The sequence below is a fragment of the Phaeobacter sp. JH204B genome (assembly GCF_048055755.1).
Taxonomy (GTDB): Bacteria; Pseudomonadota; Alphaproteobacteria; order Rhodobacterales; family Rhodobacteraceae; genus Phaeobacter; species Phaeobacter bryozoorum.
In genome coordinates this window covers 35123-55166 of sequence record NZ_JAYMXF010000008.1, presented here as the reverse complement: position 1 = coordinate 55166, position 20044 = coordinate 35123, and the positions used below count along the sequence as shown (strand labels likewise).

Annotated in this window: 21 protein-coding genes; 16 read left to right on the top strand and 5 right to left on the bottom strand. The window is 64.5% G+C overall.

The features are described from left to right. Nucleotides 1–82: 82 nt before the first annotated feature. The 3 genes from VXL81_RS03765 to fsa form a co-directional block, all read right to left on the bottom strand. Entirely contained in the window at nucleotides 83–1018 is a 936-nt protein-coding gene (locus VXL81_RS03765) for a tyrosine recombinase XerC (protein ID WP_416537307.1), read from the bottom strand. Further along, a complete protein-coding gene (locus VXL81_RS03760; protein ID WP_340544586.1) occupies nucleotides 1015–1722 on the bottom strand; it encodes a DUF484 family protein in 708 nt (235 codons plus the stop codon). Before VXL81_RS03760 ends, VXL81_RS03765 begins: the two co-directional genes overlap by 4 nt. Nucleotides 1723–1955: 233 nt before the next feature. Next, nucleotides 1956–2609 (bottom strand): fructose-6-phosphate aldolase, encoded by a 654-nt coding sequence (gene fsa, locus VXL81_RS03755; protein ID WP_072505527.1) that lies wholly within the window; start codon nucleotides 2607–2609, stop codon nucleotides 1956–1958. Nucleotides 2610–2801: 192 nt separating this feature from the next. Between fsa and VXL81_RS03750 the strand changes: the two genes are divergently transcribed. Then, nucleotides 2802–4997 carry a primosomal protein N' gene (locus VXL81_RS03750; RefSeq protein WP_416552974.1) on the top strand — a complete coding sequence of 732 codons (2196 nt, stop codon included), beginning with the start codon at nucleotides 2802–2804 and terminating at the stop codon, nucleotides 4995–4997. 128 nt (nucleotides 4998–5125) lie between these two features. Here the strand turns inward: VXL81_RS03750 and VXL81_RS03745 are convergent, their stop codons facing one another. Further along, nucleotides 5126–6190 (bottom strand): YeeE/YedE family protein, encoded by a 1065-nt coding sequence (locus tag VXL81_RS03745; protein ID WP_416552972.1) that lies wholly within the window; start codon nucleotides 6188–6190, stop codon nucleotides 5126–5128. Nucleotides 6191–6320: 130 nt separating this feature from the next. On the opposite strand from VXL81_RS03745, the gene VXL81_RS03740 reads away from it, so the two are divergent. The 3 genes from VXL81_RS03740 to VXL81_RS03730 all read left to right on the top strand — a co-directional run bounded on the left by VXL81_RS03740 (nucleotide 6321) and on the right by VXL81_RS03730 (nucleotide 8981). Next, nucleotides 6321–7550: an MFS transporter gene (locus tag VXL81_RS03740; protein WP_416552970.1), complete on the top strand. Its 1230-nt coding sequence runs from the start codon at nucleotides 6321–6323 to the stop codon at nucleotides 7548–7550. A gap of 108 nt (nucleotides 7551–7658) precedes the next feature. Continuing rightward, nucleotides 7659–8531, top strand: coding sequence for a 50S ribosomal protein L11 methyltransferase (locus tag VXL81_RS03735; RefSeq protein WP_416552968.1), 873 nt, complete (start codon nucleotides 7659–7661; stop codon nucleotides 8529–8531). A 105-nt stretch (nucleotides 8532–8636) separates the two neighbouring features. Then, entirely contained in the window at nucleotides 8637–8981 is a 345-nt protein-coding gene (locus VXL81_RS03730; protein WP_260086218.1) for a hypothetical protein, read from the top strand. A 206-nt stretch (nucleotides 8982–9187) separates the two neighbouring features. On the opposite strand, the gene VXL81_RS03725 is transcribed toward VXL81_RS03730, so the two are convergent. Further along, nucleotides 9188–9406, bottom strand: coding sequence for a DUF1127 domain-containing protein (locus VXL81_RS03725; protein ID WP_340544595.1), 219 nt, complete (start codon nucleotides 9404–9406; stop codon nucleotides 9188–9190). Between the two features lie 361 nt (nucleotides 9407–9767). On the opposite strand from VXL81_RS03725, the gene ruvC reads away from it, so the two are divergent. From ruvC to tilS, 12 genes are all read left to right on the top strand, one after another. Next, nucleotides 9768–10265 (top strand): crossover junction endodeoxyribonuclease RuvC, encoded by a 498-nt coding sequence (gene ruvC, locus VXL81_RS03720; protein WP_340544597.1) that lies wholly within the window; start codon nucleotides 9768–9770, stop codon nucleotides 10263–10265. Continuing rightward, nucleotides 10262–10951: a Holliday junction branch migration protein RuvA gene (gene ruvA, locus VXL81_RS03715; protein ID WP_416544223.1), complete on the top strand. Its 690-nt coding sequence runs from the start codon at nucleotides 10262–10264 to the stop codon at nucleotides 10949–10951. The genes ruvC and ruvA overlap by 4 nt, the downstream gene beginning before the upstream one ends. A 111-nt stretch (nucleotides 10952–11062) precedes the next feature. Next, entirely contained in the window at nucleotides 11063–12094 is a 1032-nt protein-coding gene (gene ruvB, locus VXL81_RS03710; protein WP_416540605.1) for a Holliday junction branch migration DNA helicase RuvB, read from the top strand. 307 nt (nucleotides 12095–12401) lie between these two features. Beyond that, nucleotides 12402–13070, top strand: a complete 669-nt coding sequence (locus VXL81_RS03705) for a hypothetical protein (RefSeq protein ID WP_340544602.1) — start codon at nucleotides 12402–12404, stop codon at nucleotides 13068–13070. Between the two features lie 40 nt (nucleotides 13071–13110). Next, on the top strand, nucleotides 13111–13497 hold the full coding sequence (ybgC, locus tag VXL81_RS03700) for a tol-pal system-associated acyl-CoA thioesterase (RefSeq protein ID WP_340544603.1): 387 nt from the start codon (nucleotides 13111–13113) through the stop codon (nucleotides 13495–13497). A 114-nt stretch (nucleotides 13498–13611) separates the two neighbouring features. Further along, nucleotides 13612–14307: a protein TolQ gene (tolQ, locus tag VXL81_RS03695; RefSeq protein WP_027247939.1), complete on the top strand. Its 696-nt coding sequence runs from the start codon at nucleotides 13612–13614 to the stop codon at nucleotides 14305–14307. A gap of 3 nt (nucleotides 14308–14310) precedes the next feature. Beyond that, the gene (tolR, locus tag VXL81_RS03690; RefSeq protein ID WP_260114293.1) at nucleotides 14311–14799 is read left to right on the top strand and encodes a protein TolR; all 489 of its coding nucleotides are present in this window, start codon (nucleotides 14311–14313) and stop codon (nucleotides 14797–14799) included. 13 nt (nucleotides 14800–14812) lie between these two features. Further along, a complete protein-coding gene (locus tag VXL81_RS03685; protein WP_416552966.1) occupies nucleotides 14813–15964 on the top strand; it encodes an energy transducer TonB in 1152 nt (383 codons plus the stop codon). Further along, entirely contained in the window at nucleotides 15961–17301 is a 1341-nt protein-coding gene (gene tolB, locus VXL81_RS03680) for a Tol-Pal system beta propeller repeat protein TolB (RefSeq protein ID WP_340544609.1), read from the top strand. The genes VXL81_RS03685 and tolB overlap by 4 nt, the downstream gene beginning before the upstream one ends. 121 nt (nucleotides 17302–17422) lie before the next feature. Further along, nucleotides 17423–17932: a peptidoglycan-associated lipoprotein Pal gene (gene pal / locus VXL81_RS03675; RefSeq protein ID WP_340544610.1), complete on the top strand. Its 510-nt coding sequence runs from the start codon at nucleotides 17423–17425 to the stop codon at nucleotides 17930–17932. Between the two features lie 6 nt (nucleotides 17933–17938). After that, nucleotides 17939–18784, top strand: coding sequence for a tol-pal system protein YbgF (gene ybgF / locus VXL81_RS03670; RefSeq protein ID WP_416552964.1), 846 nt, complete (start codon nucleotides 17939–17941; stop codon nucleotides 18782–18784). Then, the gene (gene tilS, locus VXL81_RS03665) at nucleotides 18784–20043 is read left to right on the top strand and encodes a tRNA lysidine(34) synthetase TilS (protein ID WP_416552962.1); all 1260 of its coding nucleotides are present in this window, start codon (nucleotides 18784–18786) and stop codon (nucleotides 20041–20043) included. Before ybgF ends, tilS begins: the two co-directional genes overlap by 1 nt. Nucleotide 20044: the final 1 nt, after the last annotated feature.

The window sequence follows — 20044 nt, the reverse complement described above, 5'->3', positions numbered from 1 at the left end:
TGGATTTGACGCCAGTAATTTCTCCCATGGCCGTTACCGCGGAGTTAAGGCTGCTTACGCAGATGCACCTTTTGCGCAGGTCTTACGCTTTGGGGTGGGCGCGGTTGTAGACATCCATCAAATGTGCCGTATCCACGGCCGTATAGGCCTGTGTTGTCGACAGCGAGGCATGGCCCAGCAGTTCCTGAATCGCACGCAGATCGCCACCGGCCTCCAGCAGATGGGTGGCAAAGCTGTGGCGCAGCGCATGTGGCGTGGCGCTGGCAGGCAGACCCAGCTGCGCGCGGGCCTGTGCCATGGCGCTGCGGATGATACGTGCGTTCAGCGCGCCGCCGCGTACCCCGCGAAACAGCGGTCCCGCGCGCTCCTGCGGATGCGGGCAAAGTCGCAGATAGCGATCCACCGCATCCCGCGCCACGGGCAATACCGGCACGATCCGCTCCTTGCCGCCCTTGCCGGTGATCCGCAGCACCGCAGGCAGCGGCGCGTCTGCACCTGTCAGACCCAGCGCCTCCGAAATCCGCAGCCCGCAGCCATAAAGCAGCGTCACCACCGCCACATCGCGGGCGGCGACCCAATCGGTGGTGGATTGATGTTCCACGGTCTCGATCACCGCGCGGGCGGCCTCCTGCGCCAGCGGGCGGGGCAGTTTCTTCTGGAATTTCGGACTGCGGGCGGACAGCACGGCGGTCGGTTCAAACCCCTGCCGTTCAGCCAGCCAGGTGTAGAAACTCTTGACCGCCGAGAGCTTGCGCGCCAGTGACCGTGCCCCGGTCCCGGTGGCGCGGGTGGCCGCCATCCAGGCGCGCATGTCGCCGGTGGAAATCTCCGCCAGCGCCCCCAGCCCCTGCGGGCCACCAAAATGCTGTGTCATGAAGGCGAGGAATTCGACCACATCGCCGCGATAGGCGGTGATGGTATTCGCCGCCGCCCCCTGTAGCGCCGCCAGACCGGCCAGCCAGTGTTCCAGCGCATCGCGGCAGGCCGGAGAGATCAGCACTGTGGCCGCTGGCGTCACGACAGCCAGTGGCGCATCGAGCGCTCAAAAACGCCGGCAAAAAACGCCAGCAGGTCAGTACCATGCTGCGGGGTGAACTGGTGCGGATCCTCGGCTCCCAGCACCAGCAGGCCGGGCAGGCGGCCTGCGCCCAGTTCCAGTTTCAGACAGGCCTCCGAGCGGATGAACTCGGCCTTTGCCCCATGGGTGCGGGGATTGCCGGATTGCATCTGGCGCAGCGTGACCTGACGGTCCGGCCCGCTCCGCTGCGGGTTGATATACTGTTCGACAAACCCCGGCTCGACCACTTTCAGAACCTGATCCATGCGCTGCACGGCGGCATCCTGTTCCGGCTGCGGCGATTCCAGCACCAGGGTGATCGAATCCACCCGCAGGATTTCCGCCAGCTCACCGCCAAGATTGCCGAGGTAGCTTTCAAAATCCGTCGGATCCAGCAGGCGCAGGACGGCACGGTGGATCTGATTGGTCCCGGCAAGGTTCTCATAAGCCGCCGCAATCACCGACCGATGGGTGTCCTCCAGCCGGTCCAGCCGGGCCTCCATCCGCTCCATTGCAATGCCGCGCAGGTCCACGATATTGGACCCCATCGCGCGCTCATTGGCGCTGACCAGCGCGCTCATCACGCTTTGGTCCTCCAACAGGGCGTCGGGTTTGGCCAGGATCGCCTGGCGCAGGGTGTCTTCCAGTTCTGCCGTCGTGCTCATGCTCTGCTCTTTTTGACCTCTGATGGGTTTTGCCGGTGTTATAACACGGGTTTCACCCAGGGGTGGCAAAATTTTGGACACCCTTTGCAAAACCCTGCCGATGGAACGCCTCAGATACCGGTCGCCCTGCGATCGCCCGCACAGGCCAGCGGCACAAAGAAAAAGGGGCCGCCCGTCAGGCCGCCCCTTGCTGTCTCTAACGTGTCGTGGCCGTCTATCGACGGTCCCCGGCCTTACAGGATCTTGATGTTCGCAGCCTTGATATCGGCGAGGAAGGCATCCAGACCCTTGTCAGTCAGCGGATGGTTGATCATGCCCTTGATCACGGCGGGCGGTGCGGTGATCACATCGGCGCCGATGCGCGCGCTTTCCAGCACGTGGTTGGCGCTGCGGATGGAGGCCGCGAGGATCTCGGTCTCAAAGCCGTAGTTGTCATAGATGGTGCGGATATCCGCGATCAGATCCATGCCATCGAGGTTGATATCGTCCAGACGGCCGATGAAGGGCGAGATGAAGGTCGCGCCAGCCTTGGCCGCCAGCAGCGCCTGATTGGCCGAGAAGCACAGGGTCACATTCACCATATGGCCATCGTCGGTCAGGGTTTTGCAGGCCTTCAGACCGTCCCAGGTCAGCGGCACTTTCACAGCGATGTTTTCGGCGATCTCAACCAGCTTGCGGCCTTCGGCGATCATGGTCTCGGCATCTGTTGCGGTCACCTCGGCAGAGACCGGACCATCGACCAGATCACAGATTTCCTTGGTCACTTCGATGATGTCACGACCGGATTTCTTGATCAGCGAGGGGTTGGTGGTCACACCATCCACCATGCCCAGATCATTCAGCTCGGCAATGGCGTCGATTTCAGCGGTGTCTACGAAGAATTTCATCGGCTAGGGTCCTCTGGATGGGTTGGCCTTGATTGCGCTAGCCTTTACCTGATGGGGCGGGCTTTAAAAACCCCCCGTAACGCCCGGATCGAGCTGAGCAGCAGGCCCGGGCTCAGGCACCAAGGCCGGGGCAGAACCAGCAGGGCGGGGAAACACCCGGCCCCGGCGGATGGGCAGAAGAGGCAGAAACGCGTGCAGGAGCAGGCATTTTTTCACCAAGGCGACCGGGTTGGCGTCCTGACGACACAGCCGCTGGACCGCGTCCTTGACTATCGCGCGCCCGAGGGCGGCTGCCATCTCGGCGCCTATGTCGAGGTGCCGCTCGGCCCGCGCCGTGTGCTCGGGGTGATCTGGGGGCCGGGGGCGGGCGATTTCGATTCGGCCAAGCTGCGCCCGGTGAACAGGGTGCTGGATGTGGCCCCGATGCGCGATGAAATGCGCCAATTCCTCGCGAAATCCGCCGATTACACGCTGACGCCGCTGCCCGCGATGCTGCGGCTTGCGACCCGCGCACCGGGCCTCTCGGATCCCGTTTCCATGCGCAAGGTGCTGCGCCCCACCGGCCAGATGCCCGACCGCATGACCGATGCCCGCGAACGGGTGCTCTCGGCGGTGGCGGAATACGGCGGCCTGGCCTTCACGGCGAAGGAACTCGCGGATCTTGCCGGGGTCACAACCTCGGTGGTCAAGGGGCTGGTGAAACAGGGCGCCCTGCGCGAAGAGGACGCGCCGCGTGATCTGCCCTATCCGCGCCTCGACCCGGACCTGCCCGGCAAGACCCTGACCGACGATCAGGCCGCCGCCGCCGCCACACTTGGCGAGGGGGTCGCCAGTGGCCGCTACGGCACCACGCTGCTGAAGGGCGTCACCGGCTCCGGCAAGACCGAGGTTTATCTGGAGGCGGTCGCCGCAACCTTGCGCGCAGGGCGCCAGGCGCTGGTGCTCTTGCCGGAAATCGCCCTGACGGCAGAATTTCTGAAACGGGTCGAGCAGCGCTTTGGTGCGACGCCCGCCGAATGGCACTCGGGCGCGACGATGACCGAACGTCGCCGGGTCTGGCGCATGGTCGGGCAGGGCAAGGCGCAGCTGGTGATCGGTGCGCGCTCGGCGCTGTTTCTGCCCTATCAGAACCTCGGCCTCATCATTGTGGATGAGGAACATGACACCTCTTACAAACAGGACGAAGGTGTCTGTTATAATGCCCGCGACATGGCGGTGCTGCGCGCGGCCATGTGTTCGGCGCAGGTGGTGCTCGCGTCGGCCACGCCCTCGCTGGAGACCTGGGCCAATGCCGAGGCAGGCAAATACAGCCGTCTGGATCTCACCTCTCGTTTTGGCGCCTCGGTGCTGCCAGAGATGCGCGCGATCGACATGAGGGCGGAAAAACTGCCCGCCTCGACCTGGATCTCACCAACACTGAAACAGGCAATGACAGCCCGCATGGAACGCGGCGAACAATCGCTCCTGTTCCTCAACCGCCGTGGCTTTGCACCGGTCACCATCTGCCGCGCCTGCGGCGGCCATGTGACCTGCGACCACTGCGATTCCCGCATGGTTGAACACCGTTTCATGAAGCGGCTGATGTGCCACCAATGCGGCGAGACCAAACCCGTACCGGACGCCTGCCCGACCTGTCAGGTCGAGGGCAAAATGGCCCCCGTCGGCCCCGGTATCGAGCGGCTGGGCGAAGAAACCGCCGCGCTGTTCCCAGAGGCCCGGATCGCGGTCCTGTCCTCCGATCTCTTTGCCTCCGCCCGCGCCCTGAAGCAACGGATCGAGGAGATCGCCGCAGGGGAGGCCGATATCATCCTCGGCACCCAACTGGTGGCCAAGGGGCATAACTTTCCCCTGCTCACACTGGTCGGCGTGATTGACGCGGATCTTGGCCTGCAAGGGTCGGATCTGCGCGCGGCGGAGCGAACGTTCCAGCTGATGCGGCAGGTCGCAGGGCGGGCCGGGCGCGCCGACAGGCCGGGCGAGGCGCTGATGCAGACCTTCCAGCCCGAACACCCGGTCATCCGCGCGATCCTCTCCGGCGATGAGGAAGCTTTCTGGAAGGCCGAAGCCGCCGAACGTCACGCCGCAGGCGTACCGCCTTATGGGCGGATGGCGGGCATCATCCTGTCGGGGCCGGATCTGCCTGCGGTGATGGATCTTGGCCTGACACTGGCGCGCAATGACATGCCACTGCGCCAGATCGGCGCGCAGGTTTTTGGTCCGGCACCGGCGCCCATAGCGCGGATCCGTGGCCGCCACCGGGTGCGCCTGCTTGTGAAGGCCGACAAGGGGACGCTGCTACAGGATGCAATCGCCCGCTGGATTGGTCCGATACGTCTCAAGGCGGATCTGCGTCTCTCCGTCGATATCGACCCGCAGAATTTCTTCTGAGGAATCCGATGGGGGCGCTGCCCCCGGCCTGCGGCCTCCCCCGGGATATTTCCGGCCAGAAGATATCTGCGGCTTGTCATCTTCTGGCGTCAAATATCCCGGAGCGCGAGGCAGCGCCTCGCATGTGGTCAGGCCAGCGCCGACATCCGCCGCTGATCGGTCAGCACATCGGTCAGCACCGCCCCGACCCACATGGAAAACAGCGCAAGCCAGGCGGTGCCCGCAAAGATCGATCCGCCGGTGACACCCGCACCGATGGCGCAGCCACCCGCCAACATGCCGCCAAAGCCCATTAGGGCCGCGCCAATCATCGCCCGGCGCATCGTGGCAGCGTCGTCAAACGCCTGCAGGCGCATCTCTCCACCAACGGCAGCCGCCAGCATCGCGCCGCCAAAGACCCCTGCAACCAGCCCGATATCGAACTCCAGAACCGAGGCGCGATCGAGGAAAAACATCAGCATCCGTGCCGAGGGGCCGGTGAAGGTCGCGCTTTCGATCTGCACCGGATCAAAGGCCACCTGTGCCAGCGCCGAGGTCAGCGCCCAGCCAAGCGCCACCGCAAAGCCGACGCCAGAGGCAAAGATCAGCCGACCCGCGCCGATGCGGTTCTGTGCGGACAAACCCAGCGCAAGGAGTGCCGTTAGCAGGCCGATGACCAGCCCGGACCACTCCGGCAGACCGGCTGCGGTCAGCAGATCCAGATTGCGCCCGCCAGAGGTGATCCAGAGCCCGGCTAGATAATCCCTCAGGGGCGCCAGATGCCCGGAAAGGCTCATCTGGGCGGTCACGGCAAAGATCAGCCCCGACACCACCGAGCGCAGGTTTCCGCTCGCGGCCAGCACCAGCAGCCGACCCGAACAGCCCCGCGCCAGCACCATGCCGATGCCAAAGGTCAGCCCGCCGATGATGGCGCCGGACCAGCTGCCCGGCACCGCCATCATCCGCGCCTCATCGGTATTGATCCAGCCCAGCAGCCGACCGGCCTGCACCCAGACCAGCGCGGTCGAAAACGTCAGCAGCCAGACCGCTACCCGGTCTCCCATCCGGCCCCGGGCAAATTCCACGGTGGCGGCCCGCAGGCAGAACCGTGAGCGCTGCGCCGCCACGCCAAAGATGCCACCGGTCAAAGCCCCGAGCAGGGCCGCCGCGCCGGGTTCGCCAACCCATTCGACAAATCCGATAAATCCGTCCACCCGCAGCCACCTTTTATAAAATTCCGCTTTGTGAATATGATTTCCGATACACTCGTGCATTGATGCAGATCAGATGTGCGGGCGGCTTTTTTTCTCGCCAGCGGCAGCCGATCGGCGTAGAGCCGTGGGCATGTTCAAACCTGTCCCCACCGAAGCTGCGGCGTCCCTGCCGCTCTGGCGCCGCCCCACGACCTTGCTGTTTGTGATGGCGCTGACCATGCCGATTGCCTTCAACACCTGGAGCGCGCTGCTCAACAACTTTGTGATCGAGGCCGCGAATTTCGACGGGGCTGACATCGGCCTGCTGCATACGGTGCGCGAGATTCCGGGGTTTCTCGCCATCGGGGTGATCGCAGTGATCCTTTTTGTGCGCGAACAGGTGCTGGGGCTGGTCTCGTTGATGATGCTGGGGCTGGCGACCGCCGTCACGGCGTGGTTTCCCAGCCTTGGCGGGCTGCTGACCATCACGCTGCTCAGCTCGATCGGGTTTCATTACTATGAGACGGTGAATCAGTCGCTACAGTTGCAATGGCTGCCCAAGCTGCGGGCGCCACAGATCCTGGGCTGGCTGGTGGCGGCGGGATCCGCGGCAACGCTGGTGGTCTACAGCCTGATTGCCCTGCTGTGGGAGCCGCTGGGCCTGACCTATAATATCGTCTTCCTGCTGGCGGGGGGCACCACCACCGCGATGGCGCTGTTCTGCCTGCTGGCCTATCCGCAGTTCGACGCGCCGCATCCGCAGACCAAACGCCTGATCCTGCGCCGCCGCTACTGGCTCTACTATGCGTTGCAGTTCATGGCCGGGGCGCGGCGGCAGATCTTTGTGGTTTTTGCCGGCTTCATGATGGTGGAGAAATTCGGCTTTGCCGTGCATGAGCTGACCAGCCTCTATCTGATCAACCTGGTGGTCAATATGATTGCGGCACCGCTGCTGGGGCGCGCTGTCGCCCGCTTCGGCGAGCGCCGCACGCTGATTTTTGAATACACCGGGCTGGCGCTGGTCTTTGCCGCCTATGGCGGGCTCTACTGGTTCAGCTGGGGCGTGGTTCTGGCGGGGGTGCTTTACGTTTTAGACCATATCCTGTTTGGGCTGGCGCTGAAGACCTATTTCCAGAAGATCGCCGACCCGTCAGATATTGCGCCGACCGCTGCGGTGGCCTTTACCATCAACCATATCGCCGCGGTGGTGCTGCCGGTGACGCTGGGGTTGCTATGGGTGGTGTCTCCTGCTGCGGTCTTTGCGCTGGCGGCTGGGATGGCGATGATCTCGCTGATGCTGTCGCTGCTGATCCCGCGCCATCCCGAACCCGGCAATGAGACGATCTTTGCCAAGTGGCAGGGCACCGCCCCGGCAGAATGATACGCGCGGCCCGCGCCCCGGTCCCAAAGCGGGGCGGGCAGGGTCACGGCTCTTGACCTGCGCCGCCGACGGGCCTAGGCGCTGTGCAACCATTGCCCGGAGACCGCCATGCCCACCTTCACCGCCCTCACCACCCTGACTGGAAAAGCCCCCGCCGAAGCGCTTGGCGAGGCGATGGAGCGCCTGATCCCGGAACCCACCGGTCTGGGCGTGTTCGAGGTTGAGGACGGCTCCGGCCTGTGGGAGGTCGGCGGCTATTTCACCGAGACCCCGGATGAGGCTGGTCTGGCGCTGCTGGCGACCATGTTCGATGCCCAGCCTTTTGTGATCTCTGAACTGCCCGAGACCGATTGGGTCGCCCATGTGCGGCGCGAACTGGCGCCGGTGGAAGCGGGCCGTTTCTTCGTCTACGGCAGCCATGATACCGACAAGCTGCCCGCTGATCGCATTCCGCTTCTGATTGAGGCGGCGATGGCCTTTGGCACTGGCCATCACGGCACCACCCTTGGCTGCCTGAAGGCGCTGGACAAGCTGATCGACGACGGCTTCGTCGCCGGGAAAGTCGCCGATATCGGCTGTGGCACGGCGGTGCTGGCGATGGCTGCGGCGCGCGTCTGGGATGGGCAGATCCTGGCCAGCGACATTGATCAGGTCGCCGTGGACGTTGCCGAGGCCAATCTGAAGGCCAATGACATGGAAGGCCGTGTGCAATGTCTTGAAGCCGCCGGTTTCGACGCCCCGGCACTGGCCGAGGCGGCCCCTTACGATCTCATCTTCGCCAATATCCTGAAAGGCCCTCTGGTTGCATTGGCCCCGGATGTGGCCGGCCATCTGCGCGACGGTGGCTATGCGATTCTCTCCGGTTTGCTGAACGAACAGGCCGATGAGGTGCAGGGCGTTTATGCACAGAACGGCATCAATCTTGTGGAACGCACCGAGATTGGTGACTGGACGACGCTGCTTTTGCAGAAAAAGGGCTGAATCGTTCAAGTTTGTTGAGCATTTTAATGACCCGCCCCAAAATGGTCCCATTCCCTACCTAAACATTAATATGTGGATGGTGGGAGCCATTGCAGGGTTTTGGTTATGGGTGAACACAGTAACAATTTCTATGCTCGGCTTGACCGGCTGGAACGCAAACACGGGGCCATGGCGCGCGGCTATACTGCCAAAGTGCGCGCGGATGGGTTGATCGTGGTGGCGCCGCGACGGGTGCAGTCGCGGATCTCCGGCCGATCATTGATCCTGTTTGTCGCGGCGTTTCTGCTGTTCAAGGGCTTCTTGATGGCAGCGCTGGGATTTGGCAGCTACGACTATCGTGTCGACCAGCTGCGGGCGGGAACGGGGCTGGAAAAAGCCGGTGCATTTGTCATGCAGCGGGATCCAGTGTCACAGTTCCTGGCCGAGAAGATCGGACCTGTGCTGCGGTAGAGGGACAGGCTGGCGGGCCATGTGTCGGGCGCTGGGGGGCATCCGACACAATCCGGCCGCGCGGTCATGTCCGACGCAGCAGGGTTACGCCTCGGCATCGACGTGCAGACCAAAGCAACCAGAAAACGCCGCACTCCATCAGGAGGCGGCGTTTTTCATGTCTCTCGGATGATAGGCTCTGGATGATCCAGACCGAGGTGCCAACCTCAGAAGACCGGCTTGCCCTCGGCAACGCGATCGATATCCGCGCGGGACAGGCCGATATCGGCCAGTTCGCGGTCGCTCAGCTGACCCAGGGTCTGGCGGGTGGCGCGCGCGTCGTTCCAGTCGATAGCCGCGCCCAGAAGGCCGGTGATCATGGCGCTGAAGCGGCCAAACAGGCTGCTGGTGCCATAGGTGGTGCGGGTGGTGTCAAATGCAGCCATGTCCTCGTCCTTTCGGAGGTTGAATTGAACTCTTCGCCCTGTGGCGATGGACGGCACTTAGTCATCTGCATGACGGCTGACAATCGCTGAAATTGCATGTGTCATATGCGCTTTTTGCATGGCTTATGATCCATAAAAACAAGGGAAAAGGCCGAGTTTTTACCTCTTGGAAAGGAATGTCGGTTTCCCCGCCGGAGAGGGTCGTTTTCGGAACAGGATTCACGTGTTTTTGCGCCACAGGTGCCGCGCGGCATCCCCGCAGGGCACATCGCACAGGCCTGTAAAGCAATTGGACATGTTCGCCTTTTGTGCTAATCCTGAGCAAAATCAGACCTCCACACCGGGCAGGGATAGGGCAGACATGCGAATATTGGGCATTGATCCGGGGTTGCGAAACCTCGGTTGGGGGGTGATCGAATCACGCGGCACTCGTCTCAGCCATATCGCCAACGGCGTCTGCACCTCCGATGGCGATGATCTGGGCGAACGGCTGCTGTCGCTCCACAATCAGGTCATCGAGGTGATCGCGGCCTACCGCCCCGATCAGGCCGCCATCGAACAGACCTTCGTGAACAAGGATGGTGCCGGCACGCTGAAACTGGGGCAGGCGCGGGGCGTCGCCCTGATGACGCTGGCGCAGGCCGGTCTTCCGGTGGGTGAATATGCCCCCAACCGGGTGAAGAAAACCGTGGTCGGCGTGGGTCATGCGGCCAAGGAACAGATCCTGCATATGGTGAAACTGCAACTGCCCGGCTGCCTGCCCAAGAATGCCGATGCAGCGGATGCTCTGGCCATTGCCATCTGTCATGCGTTTTATGGGGGCACGCAACAACGCCAGCTGAAGGAGAAGCGCGCGTGATCGGAAAACTCACCGGGCGTCTGGAGTACCGCAGCAGCGATCACGTGCTGATTGATGTGCGCGGCGTCGGCTATATCGTCTATTGCTCCGACCGCACCATGGCCGCGCTGCCGGGCGTCGGCGAGGCGGTCGCGCTCTATACCGATATGGTGGTGCGTGAGGACCTGATGCAGCTCTATGGCTTCCCTTCGCTGGTTGAAAAGGAATGGCATCGCCTGCTGACCTCGGTGCAGGGGGTGGGGGCGAAAGTCTCGCTGGCCATTCTCGGCGCGCTTGGCCCCGATGGGGTCAGCCGCGCGATCGCGCTGGGGGATTGGGCGGCGGTGAAGGCCGCCAAAGGGGTCGGCCCCAAGACCGCGCAGCGCATTGTGCTGGATCTCAAAGACAAGGCGCCGGGTGTCATGGCGATGGGTGGCACCGTCGTCGACGCCATGGATGGGCCGGGGCTGGATGTGGTCGAACCCGCCGAGCCGGTGAGCACGGCCAGGAAACTACGCAAAGCGCCACCCAAGGCCCCCTCCGGTGCCGCAGCTGCTTCTGCGGGGGCGCTCTCTGCGCTTGGCAATCTGGGCTATGGTCCCTCCGATGCCGCCGCCGCCGTGGCCGAGGCGGCCGCCACCTATCCAGACGCCAATGAGGCCGAGCTGATCCGCGCCGCCCTGCGGCTGCTGGCACCGAAAGGGTGATGGTGTGAGCGTATTGAAAAAAATAGGACAGTGCCCGTCTGCGGGTGGACGGGCATTGTCCGGCCTGCCGACCGGAGTAGGGTTTCAAGAAACCAGATTGGAGTCATCAGAATGATTGACGCCGATCCCACCCTGCGTCCCGCGCCCCTGCCCGAAGACAGCGCCGCCGAAAACGACCGCGCCCTGCGCCCGCAGGGGCTGGGCGAATTCATCGGTCAGGCCGAAGCCCGCGCCAATCTGCGTGTGTTTATCGAAAGTGCGCGCCGCCGCGGCGAGGCGATGGACCATACGCTGTTCCATGGCCCCCCCGGTTTGGGCAAGACCACCCTGGCGCAGATCGTCGCCCGCGAACTGGGCGTCAACTTCCGCATGACCTCCGGGCCGGTTCTGGCCAAGGCGGGGGATCTGGCAGCGATCCTGACCAATCTGGAATCCCGCGACGTGCTGTTCATCGACGAAATCCACCGGCTGAACCCGGCGGTGGAGGAGGTGCTCTACCCCGCGATGGAGGATTTCGAGCTGGATCTGGTGATCGGCGAAGGCCCGGCGGCGCGCACCGTGCGTATTGAGCTTCAGCCCTTTACCCTGGTTGGCGCCACCACCCGCATGGGCCTGTTGACCACGCCACTCAGGGACCGGTTTGGCATTCCAACCCGGTTGCAATTCTACACCATCGACGAGCTCTTTGAGATCGTCAGCCGCAACGCCCGCAAGCTGGGCGCCCCCGCAGATGACGACGGCGCCCGTGAGATCGCGCGGCGCGCCCGCGGCACCCCCAGGATCGCCGGCCGGCTCCTGCGCCGCGTCGTGGACTTCGCGGTTGTCGAGGGCGATGGCACCATCACCCGGGATCTGGCCGATGGCGCGCTGACGCGCCTGGGGGTGGATCAGCTGGGTCTGGATGGCGCCGATCGCCGCTATCTGCGGATGATTGCCGAGAATTATGGCGGTGGTCCGGTCGGGATCGAGACCATGTCGGCGGCCCTGAGCGAAAGCCGTGATGCGCTGGAGGAGGTGATCGAGCCCTATCTGTTGCAGCAGGGTCTGATCCAGCGCACGCCGCGGGGCCGGATGCTGGCGCATAAGGCCTGGACCCACCTTGGGCTGACGCCGCCACGGGGGCAGGGCGACCTGTTGCTATAGCGGCTCATCTGCCGCGCAGGCGCGTCAGTCCTGTCGCGGATTGGCGTCAAAACAGTCTGAAAGTGTTAAAATGGGTTTGAAGAATTGGACTCAATTTTAGCGTATGTTTCGCGTGCGAAACATTTGGTCACGCCTGCTGACCTAAGTGACAAGGCCTGAATGAAGCGCCGCGCCAGACGCGGCGCTGCCTCCGGCGGGGATATTGTGGGCCAGAAGATGCACAGTGATACCCGGTCGCAACCCTTGCCGTTGATCCCGTGAGCGGGCATTAAGCCCATTCAAGACCGCAGTCCGACTAGAGAGCCGCATGATGACCCCAGCCGAGATCGAAGCCCTGTTTACCCGTGCCGATGGCTCTTATGCCTTTGCCCGTTGGGGGCGGCCGATTGCGCCGATCGTCTTTGGCGTGGAGGACAGCACGCTGGCGACCGTCAAGGGCGCGATCGAGGCGGTGGTGACCCTTGCCGGGCATCAGATGGCGGAGACCGATCCCGAGCTGGGCTCCAACCTCATGGTGTTTTTCTTTCGCGACTGGGACGAGCTGATGGGGGTGCCGGATCTGGACCGTCTGATCCCGGGGCTTGATCCGCTGCTTGAGCGGCTGAAGGCGGCGGATGCCAGCCAGTACCGCGCCTTCCGCTTTGACGATCAGGGGGCCATTCAGGCCTGTTTCGTTTTTCTGCGCATGGGCGGCGCGATGGCAAAGCTGCCTGCCGAAACGCTCGCCCTGACGCAGGCGGTGCAGGCGATCCTGATGTGGGGCGACAGCGCTTTTGCCAAGACCTCGCCGCTGGCGGTGCTGCCGGAGACGGGCGCCACCATTCTGCGCCCGGATATCGCCGGGGTGATTGCGGCGGCCTATGATCGGATGATGCCGCTTGCGGCATCCGACAGCGCCCATGCGCTGCGGCTCTTTGCCCGGCTGCAGGCACCGATTGAGCCCTCGGCCGACGCCTCTGGTCAGGCCAGCCACTGAGCCGCGCGCCAGCGCAAAACGGGGCAGGAGGCCCGGCAGAATGATCCATCGCTTTCCGGTTCGGGTATATTACGAAGACACCGATATGGGCGGGATTGTCTATCACGCCAATTACCTGCGGTTTATCGAACGGGCGCGCAGCGACTGGGTGCGCAACCTTGGCAATGATCAGAACGCCATGCGCGAGGCGGGGCTGATCTGGGTGGTGCGCCGGATTGAGGCGGATTACCTCGCCCCTGCCAAATTCGACGAAGAGCTGCGGATCGAGACCGAGGTGCAGAAGGTCACCCCTGCGCGGCTCACCATGTCGCAGCGGGTGTTTCGCGGCGAGACGGAGCTGTTTCGCGCCATCGTTACGGTGGTTTGCGTCAATGCCGGGACCGGCGCGCCGATCCGCCTGCCGGCAGAGATTCGCGCATTGCTGTAACAATTCCTGCTGTCACGGCTGTTTCATTGGCTTTTGACCTTGAACTGCGATAGCCTTTTGCCAAATGAAAGCCGGAAAACGGCTGGAAAACGGCCAAAAACATAGAGCAGGTCCATGGAAGCAGAAACTCTGGCGTTGGCGCAGGAGATTGATTTCTCCATGTGGGGGCTATTCGCGCGGGCGACCCTGACGGTCAAATTGGTGATGCTGATGCTGGTTGTCGCCTCCGTTTGGTCCTGGGCGATCATCCTGCAGAAACTGATCAACTATCGTCTGGCCCGTCGGGAGGCGGCGGAGTTCGACCGTGCCTTCTGGTCCGGTGAGCCGCTGGATGGTCTGTTTGACCAGATCGGCCCGCAGCCCAAGGGGCAGTCGCAGCGGATCTTTGCCGCCGGGATGACCGAATGGCGGCGCAGTCATCGCACCGACGGGGCGCTGATTGCGGGTGCGCAGGCACGGATCGAGCGGTCGATGGATGTGGCGATCGCCAAGGAAAGCGAACATGTGCAGAGTGGTCTGTCGATCCTGGCCACTGTTGGGTCCACCGCACCGTTTGTCGGGCTGTTCGGCACCGTCTGGGGCATCATGACTGCCTTTATCGAGATTGCGGAACAGCAGAACACCAACCTCGCCGTTGTGGCGCCGGGCATTGCCGAGGCGCTGATGGCGACGGGTCTGGGGCTGCTGGCTGCGATTCCTGCGGTGATTTTCTACAACAAGCTGAGCGCGGACAGCGACCGGATCATCGGCAGCTACGAAGCCTTTGCCGATGAGTTTTCCACCATCCTCAGCCGCCAGCTGGATTCCTGATCCATGGGCGCCTCGGTTCAACCCAATGCCGCCAACGGGCGCCGCCGGGGACGGCGGCGCAGCCGTGCGCGGCCGATGGCGGAAATCAACGTCACGCCCTTTGTCGATGTGATGCTGGTGCTGCTGATCATCTTTATGGTGGCGGCCCCGCTGATGACGGTGGGCGTTCCGGTGGAGCTGCCAAAGACCGCCGCAGGCGCGCTGCCCGGCGATGAGGAAGAGCCGCTGACCGTGACCATGACCGCCAGCGGCGAGATCCAGATCCAGACCACTGCCGTGGCCCCGGATGAGCTGATCGCCAAACTGCGCGCCATCGCGGCGGAGCGGACCTCCGATCAGGTGTTCCTGCGTGCGGATGGGGCTATCCCCTATGAGGCGGTGATGCAGGTGATGGGGGCGCTGAATGCCGGTGGGTTTTCCAGCGTTGGTCTGGTGACCGATGTGGGTGGTCCAACCCTTGATGGGCGGGCTGTCGAAGACAGCGGGCAATAGGCGGGGCACGGGTGTGCAGACCGGAACCAAGATCTCTGTTGCAGGCCATGCGCTGCTGGCGGGCTGGGTCGTTTTCGGCGCCTGGTTCCCGTCCGAGCCGCTGCCGATGGCGGTGCAGGATGTGTCGATCATCTCGACCGAGGAATTCGCCCGGCTGAGCCAGCAGCGCGCCGCGCCAGTGGTGGCCGATACCGCCGGCGATCTGACCCAGCCCGAGCCGGAACCCGCACCGCAGGTCACGCCACCGCCGGCGCCGGAGCCCGAACCGCAGATCAGCCAGCCTGAGCCGGTGACCCCGCCCGAGCCTGACACCGAACTGGCCGAGCGCCCTGAGCCGCAGCCGGTTGAGCCGACACCGCCGGTGGCCGCGCCCGCGCCGCCCGACGTGCCGGACACGACCACGGTGACACCGCAGCTGGCCGAGCGCCCGCAGCTGCGCCCGTTGGACCGCGTCGCCCCGACCCCGGTGGCACCACCGGAGCCGGACACCCGGATTGATGATGTGGCCCAGCCAGAGGTCTCCGATGAGGTTGGTTCCGAGCCTGCCCAGGAGTCCCAGCAGGCCACGGCAGAGGCGGCGGCCAACGACCGGATCGTGACCGAGGAGGTCGAGGCGCAGACCGAACAGGTGGCCAGCGCTGCACCTGCGCAGTCACTGCGGCCCCGGACCCGGCCAGCGCAGCCGACGCGGCCGGAGCCAGTCGCACAGCCCGAACCGGAACCTGCCACGACTGAGCCGGTCGAGCCTGACCCCGTGCCGGATCGCTCTGATGCGGTGGAGGATGCGCTGGCCGCTGCCCTGGCCGGTGGTGGTGAGGTGGCAGCGCCGGAACCCTCGGGCCCGCCGCTGACCAGTGGCGAAAAGGATGCGCTGCGGGTGGCCGTGCAGCAATGCTGGAACGTCGGCTCGCTGTCATCGGAGGCGCTGCGCAGCACCGTGGTGGTCTCGGTCGCGCTGACACCGGACGGTCGGCCCGAGGAGGGCAGTATTCGGATGCTCTCCAGCACCGGCGGATCGGGGGCTGCGGCCAATCAGGCCTTTGGCGCGGCGCGGCGGGCGATTCTGCGCTGCGGTGCGCGTGGTTTCCAACTTCCGTCTGACAAATATGCGCAATGGCGTAATATCGAAATGACCTTCAATCCCGAAAGGATGCGGATCAAATGAGGACATATCTGGCAACGCTCGTGATGGGCGCGACCCTGCTGGGGGCGGCGGTGATGGCACCGGTTTTGCCTGCGCAGGCACAGGATGGCCCGCTGAGGATCGAAATCACCGACGGGGTGATCGAACCCTTGCCCTATGCGGTGCCCGGCTTTGTGCCGGAAACCCCTGCCGCCGCCGAACTGGCGCGTGAGATTTCGCGGGTGATTGCCGCGGATCTGAGCGGCACCGGCCTGTTTCGTGAAGTCCCGGCCTCGGCCCATATTGCCAAGGTCACCGATTTCGATGCGGCGATCGGCTATGCCGACTGGAAAGCGGTGAATGCACAGGCGCTGATCACCGGCGCCCTCAGCGTGAACGGCAACCGGCTGACGGTGCGGTTCCGGGGCTATGACGTCTTTGCCGAAAAGGAGCTGGGCACCGGTCTGCAGTTTTCCGGCACCACCGACGGCTGGCGGCGCATGGCCCATAAGGTGGCGGATGTGATCTACAGCCGCATCACCGGCGAAAGCGGGTATTTCGACAGCCGGGTGGTGTTTGTTTCCGAAAGCGGGCCAAAGGACGACCGGCGCAAGCGGCTGGCGGTGATGGATTACGATGGCGCCAATGTGCAATATCTGACCAACAGCGCCTCCATCGTGCTGGCGCCGCGGTTCTCACCCACCGGCGACCGGGTGCTCTACACCAGCTACGAGAGCGGCTTTCCGCAGATCCATGTGCTGGATGTGGGCAGCGTGCAGCGTCGGGTGCTGTCGGCGGACAATGGCATCATGAGCTTTGCGCCGCGCTTTGCGCCGGATGGGCGCACCGTGGTCTACTCGCAGTCGCAGGGCGGCAATACCGATATCTTCACCATGGATATCGACACCGGCACCCGGACCCGGCTGACCAGTGCGCCGTCGATCGAAACCGCCCCGTCGTTTTCCCCCGATGGCAGCCAGATCGTCTTTGAAAGCGACCGTTCCGGCGCGCCGCAGCTCTATGTGATGGCGGCAACCGGCGGCGAGGCCCGGCGGATCAGTTTTGGCGCGGGGCGCTACGGCACTCCGGTGTGGTCGCCGCGCGGTGACATGATCGCCTTTACCAAGCAGAACAAGGGCCGGTTCCATATCGGCGTGATGCGGACCGATGGCAGCGAGGAACGCCTGCTGACGGCCTCCTTCCTAGATGAGGGGCCGACCTGGTCCCCGAATGGCCGGGTGATCATGTTTACCCGTGAAACCCAAGGGGCCAGTGGCCGGGCGCTGCTCTATTCGGTGGATGTATCGGGGCGCAACCTGAAACCGGTCCGCACCCCCGATGGCGCGTCGGATCCGGCGTGGTCGCCCTTGCAGAACTGAAGTGTCGCGCGCCTGCCATAATGGTCCGGCGCGCGCCCTGTTAACAAAGACCAAAGTGGCAGCGGCATCGGGCCTGTGGTAAATCTGGTGCAACAATTGGAAATGGGACGAGGCGGATATCATGAGCGGTTTGACAAAAGCAGTGCTGGTGGCAGCGGCGTTGGGGCTGAGCGCCTGTACGGGCAACCCCTGGGATGATGCAGCCGGGGCCGGTGGGCCTGGTGCAGGGGCCGGGGCGGGCGCTGCGGGGCAGCTGGATCCCAGCAGCCCGGCCTACTTCCAGCAGACGGTCGGCGACCGGGTGCTGTTTGCGGTTGACCAATCGACCCTGTCACCTGCCGCCCAGAGCGTTCTGCAGGGGCAGGCGCGCTGGCTGACGGCCAACCCGGATTATGTGGTCACAATCGAAGGCCACGCCGATGAGCAGGGCACCCGCGAATATAACCTTGCACTGGGTGCGCGCCGGGCCAATGCTGCCCGCGAATACCTGATTTCCCAAGGGGTTGCGGGCGGTCGTCTGCAGGTTGTCAGCTTTGGCAAGGAGCGCCCGCTGGAGATCTGCTCGAACGAGGCCTGCTACACCAAGAACCGTCGCGCGGTCACCGTGCTGGCGGGTGGCCTGACGGGGTAAGTGACCATGCGACTGCGTCCTCTTGCGATTGCCGCCCTTGCGCTGACCCTGGCTGTGCCGCCGCTTGCCGTCCGGGCGCAGGACCAACAGACCCTTGCCGATATCCGGCAGGAACTCACCGTGCTGCACGTCGAAATCCAGCGGCTGAAGCGGGAAATGTCGACCACCGGCAGCCCGCAGACCAATGTCGCGGGCGACAGTGTGCTGGACCGCGTCAGCGCCATCGAGGCGGAGCTGCAGCGGCTGACCGCGCAGACCGAACAGCTCTCCTACCGGGTCGATCAGGTGGTGCAGGATGGCACCAACCGGATTGGTGACCTGGAGTTCCGTTTGGTGGAACTGGAAGGCGGCGATGTCTCGAAACTGGGGGAAACCAGCACGCTGGGCGGCGGTGAGCTGCCCGCAGCCGGGGCACCTGCGCTGCCCGCCACGCCGCCGGGCGCTTCGGTCGATACGACGTCGGAGCTGGCGGTGGGCGAGCAGACGGATTTCGACGCCGCCAAGGCCGCGCTGGACAGCGGCGCCTATCAGGAGGCTGCGGAGAAATTCGCGGCCTTCACCCTGGCTTATCCCGGCAGCCCGCTGGCCGCAGCGGTGGAATACAATCGCGGCAAGGCGCTGGACGGGCTGGGTGACACCCGCGAGGCGGCGCGGGCCTATCTGGCGTCATTCTCCGGCAACTCCTCAGGAGAGACCGCGCCGAAGGCATTGTACGAACTGGGCGCCGCACTGGGGCGGCTGGGTCAGACCAGTCAGGCCTGCGTGACCCTGGCAGAGGTCGGCAGCCGCTTTCCCGGTGCAGCCGAAACCGCCGCAGCGGAGGCGGAACGCGCAAAACTGGCCTGCAATTGATGCGCAGGGACCGGGATATCCTCGCCATTGTGCAGGAGCAGTTCCGGTCTGCCTTGCCCGAACGGCTGGGCGTTGCGGTGTCAGGCGGCGGCGACTCGATGGCGCTGATGTATGCGCTGCATGAGTGTTTTGCCGATCTGGGTGTGGAAATTTGTGTCGCAACTGTTGATCACGGGCTGCGCGCGAGCTCGGGGGAAGAGGCGCAGATGGTGGCGGATGTGGCTGCCAAATTGGGTCTGGCGCATGATATCCTGCAATGGGTTGACCGGCCTTCTGCGCAGCAGGCGGGCAATCTTCAGGAGCAGGCCCGCAACGCGCGCTATACGCTACTGACCGCATGGGCGCAGTTGAATGACATCCCGGTGGTTGCATTGGGGCATACGGCCGATGATCAGGCCGAAACGCTGCTGATGCGGCTGGGGCGGTCGTCGGGGGTGTCCGGTCTGGCTGCGATGCCGCGCAGCCGCGCGATCGAGGGGATCACCCTGCTGCGGCCGCTTCTGGAGGTGACGCGCGAAGAGCTGCGCGGCTACCTGCGGGAGCGGGGAGGGCAGTGGGTTGAGGACCCCAGCAACGAGGATCTGCGTTTCGAGCGGGTGCGGGTGCGTCAGGCGATGGATGCGCTGGCGCCGCTGGGGCTGACCGTGCAGCGGCTGGCCGCCGTTGCCCGCAATATGGGCGCCGCCCGCGAAGCCCTGGACTGGTATACGTTCCTGGCCGCCCGCGACATGGCCGAGGTGCGCGATGGCGCGATTGTCATCGACCAGCGCCAGTTTCGCACGCTGCCGGACGAAATTGCCCACCGGCTGCTGGTGCGATCCGTGCAATGGGTCAGCGGGGCGGTGCATCCGCCACGGCGTGAGCCGATGGTGCAGGCCCGCGAGGCGGTGCGTCGTGGCGGATCCTTCACATTGGGGGGCTGCCGGATGATCACCCGCAAACAGCGCACTTGGGTCTGCCGCGAATATAACCCGGTGGCCGATGAGATGACCCGGCCCGGTCGGCTCTGGGACGGGCGCTGGCGGGTTTTTGGCGGCGAGGTGAAGGACCATGAGGTGCGCGCCCTGGGCTCTGACGGCCTGCAGCACTGTCCCGACTGGCGCAGTGCCGAGGTTCCGGGCGAGGTGCTTCATGCCACGCCGGCCGTGTGGCGGGGGGGTGAGCTGGTTGCCGCCCCATTGGCAGAATTTGGCAACGGATGGTCCGCAGAACTGGTTCAGAACAGCGAAGAGTTCTTCACAGCTCTTTTATCGCATTGAA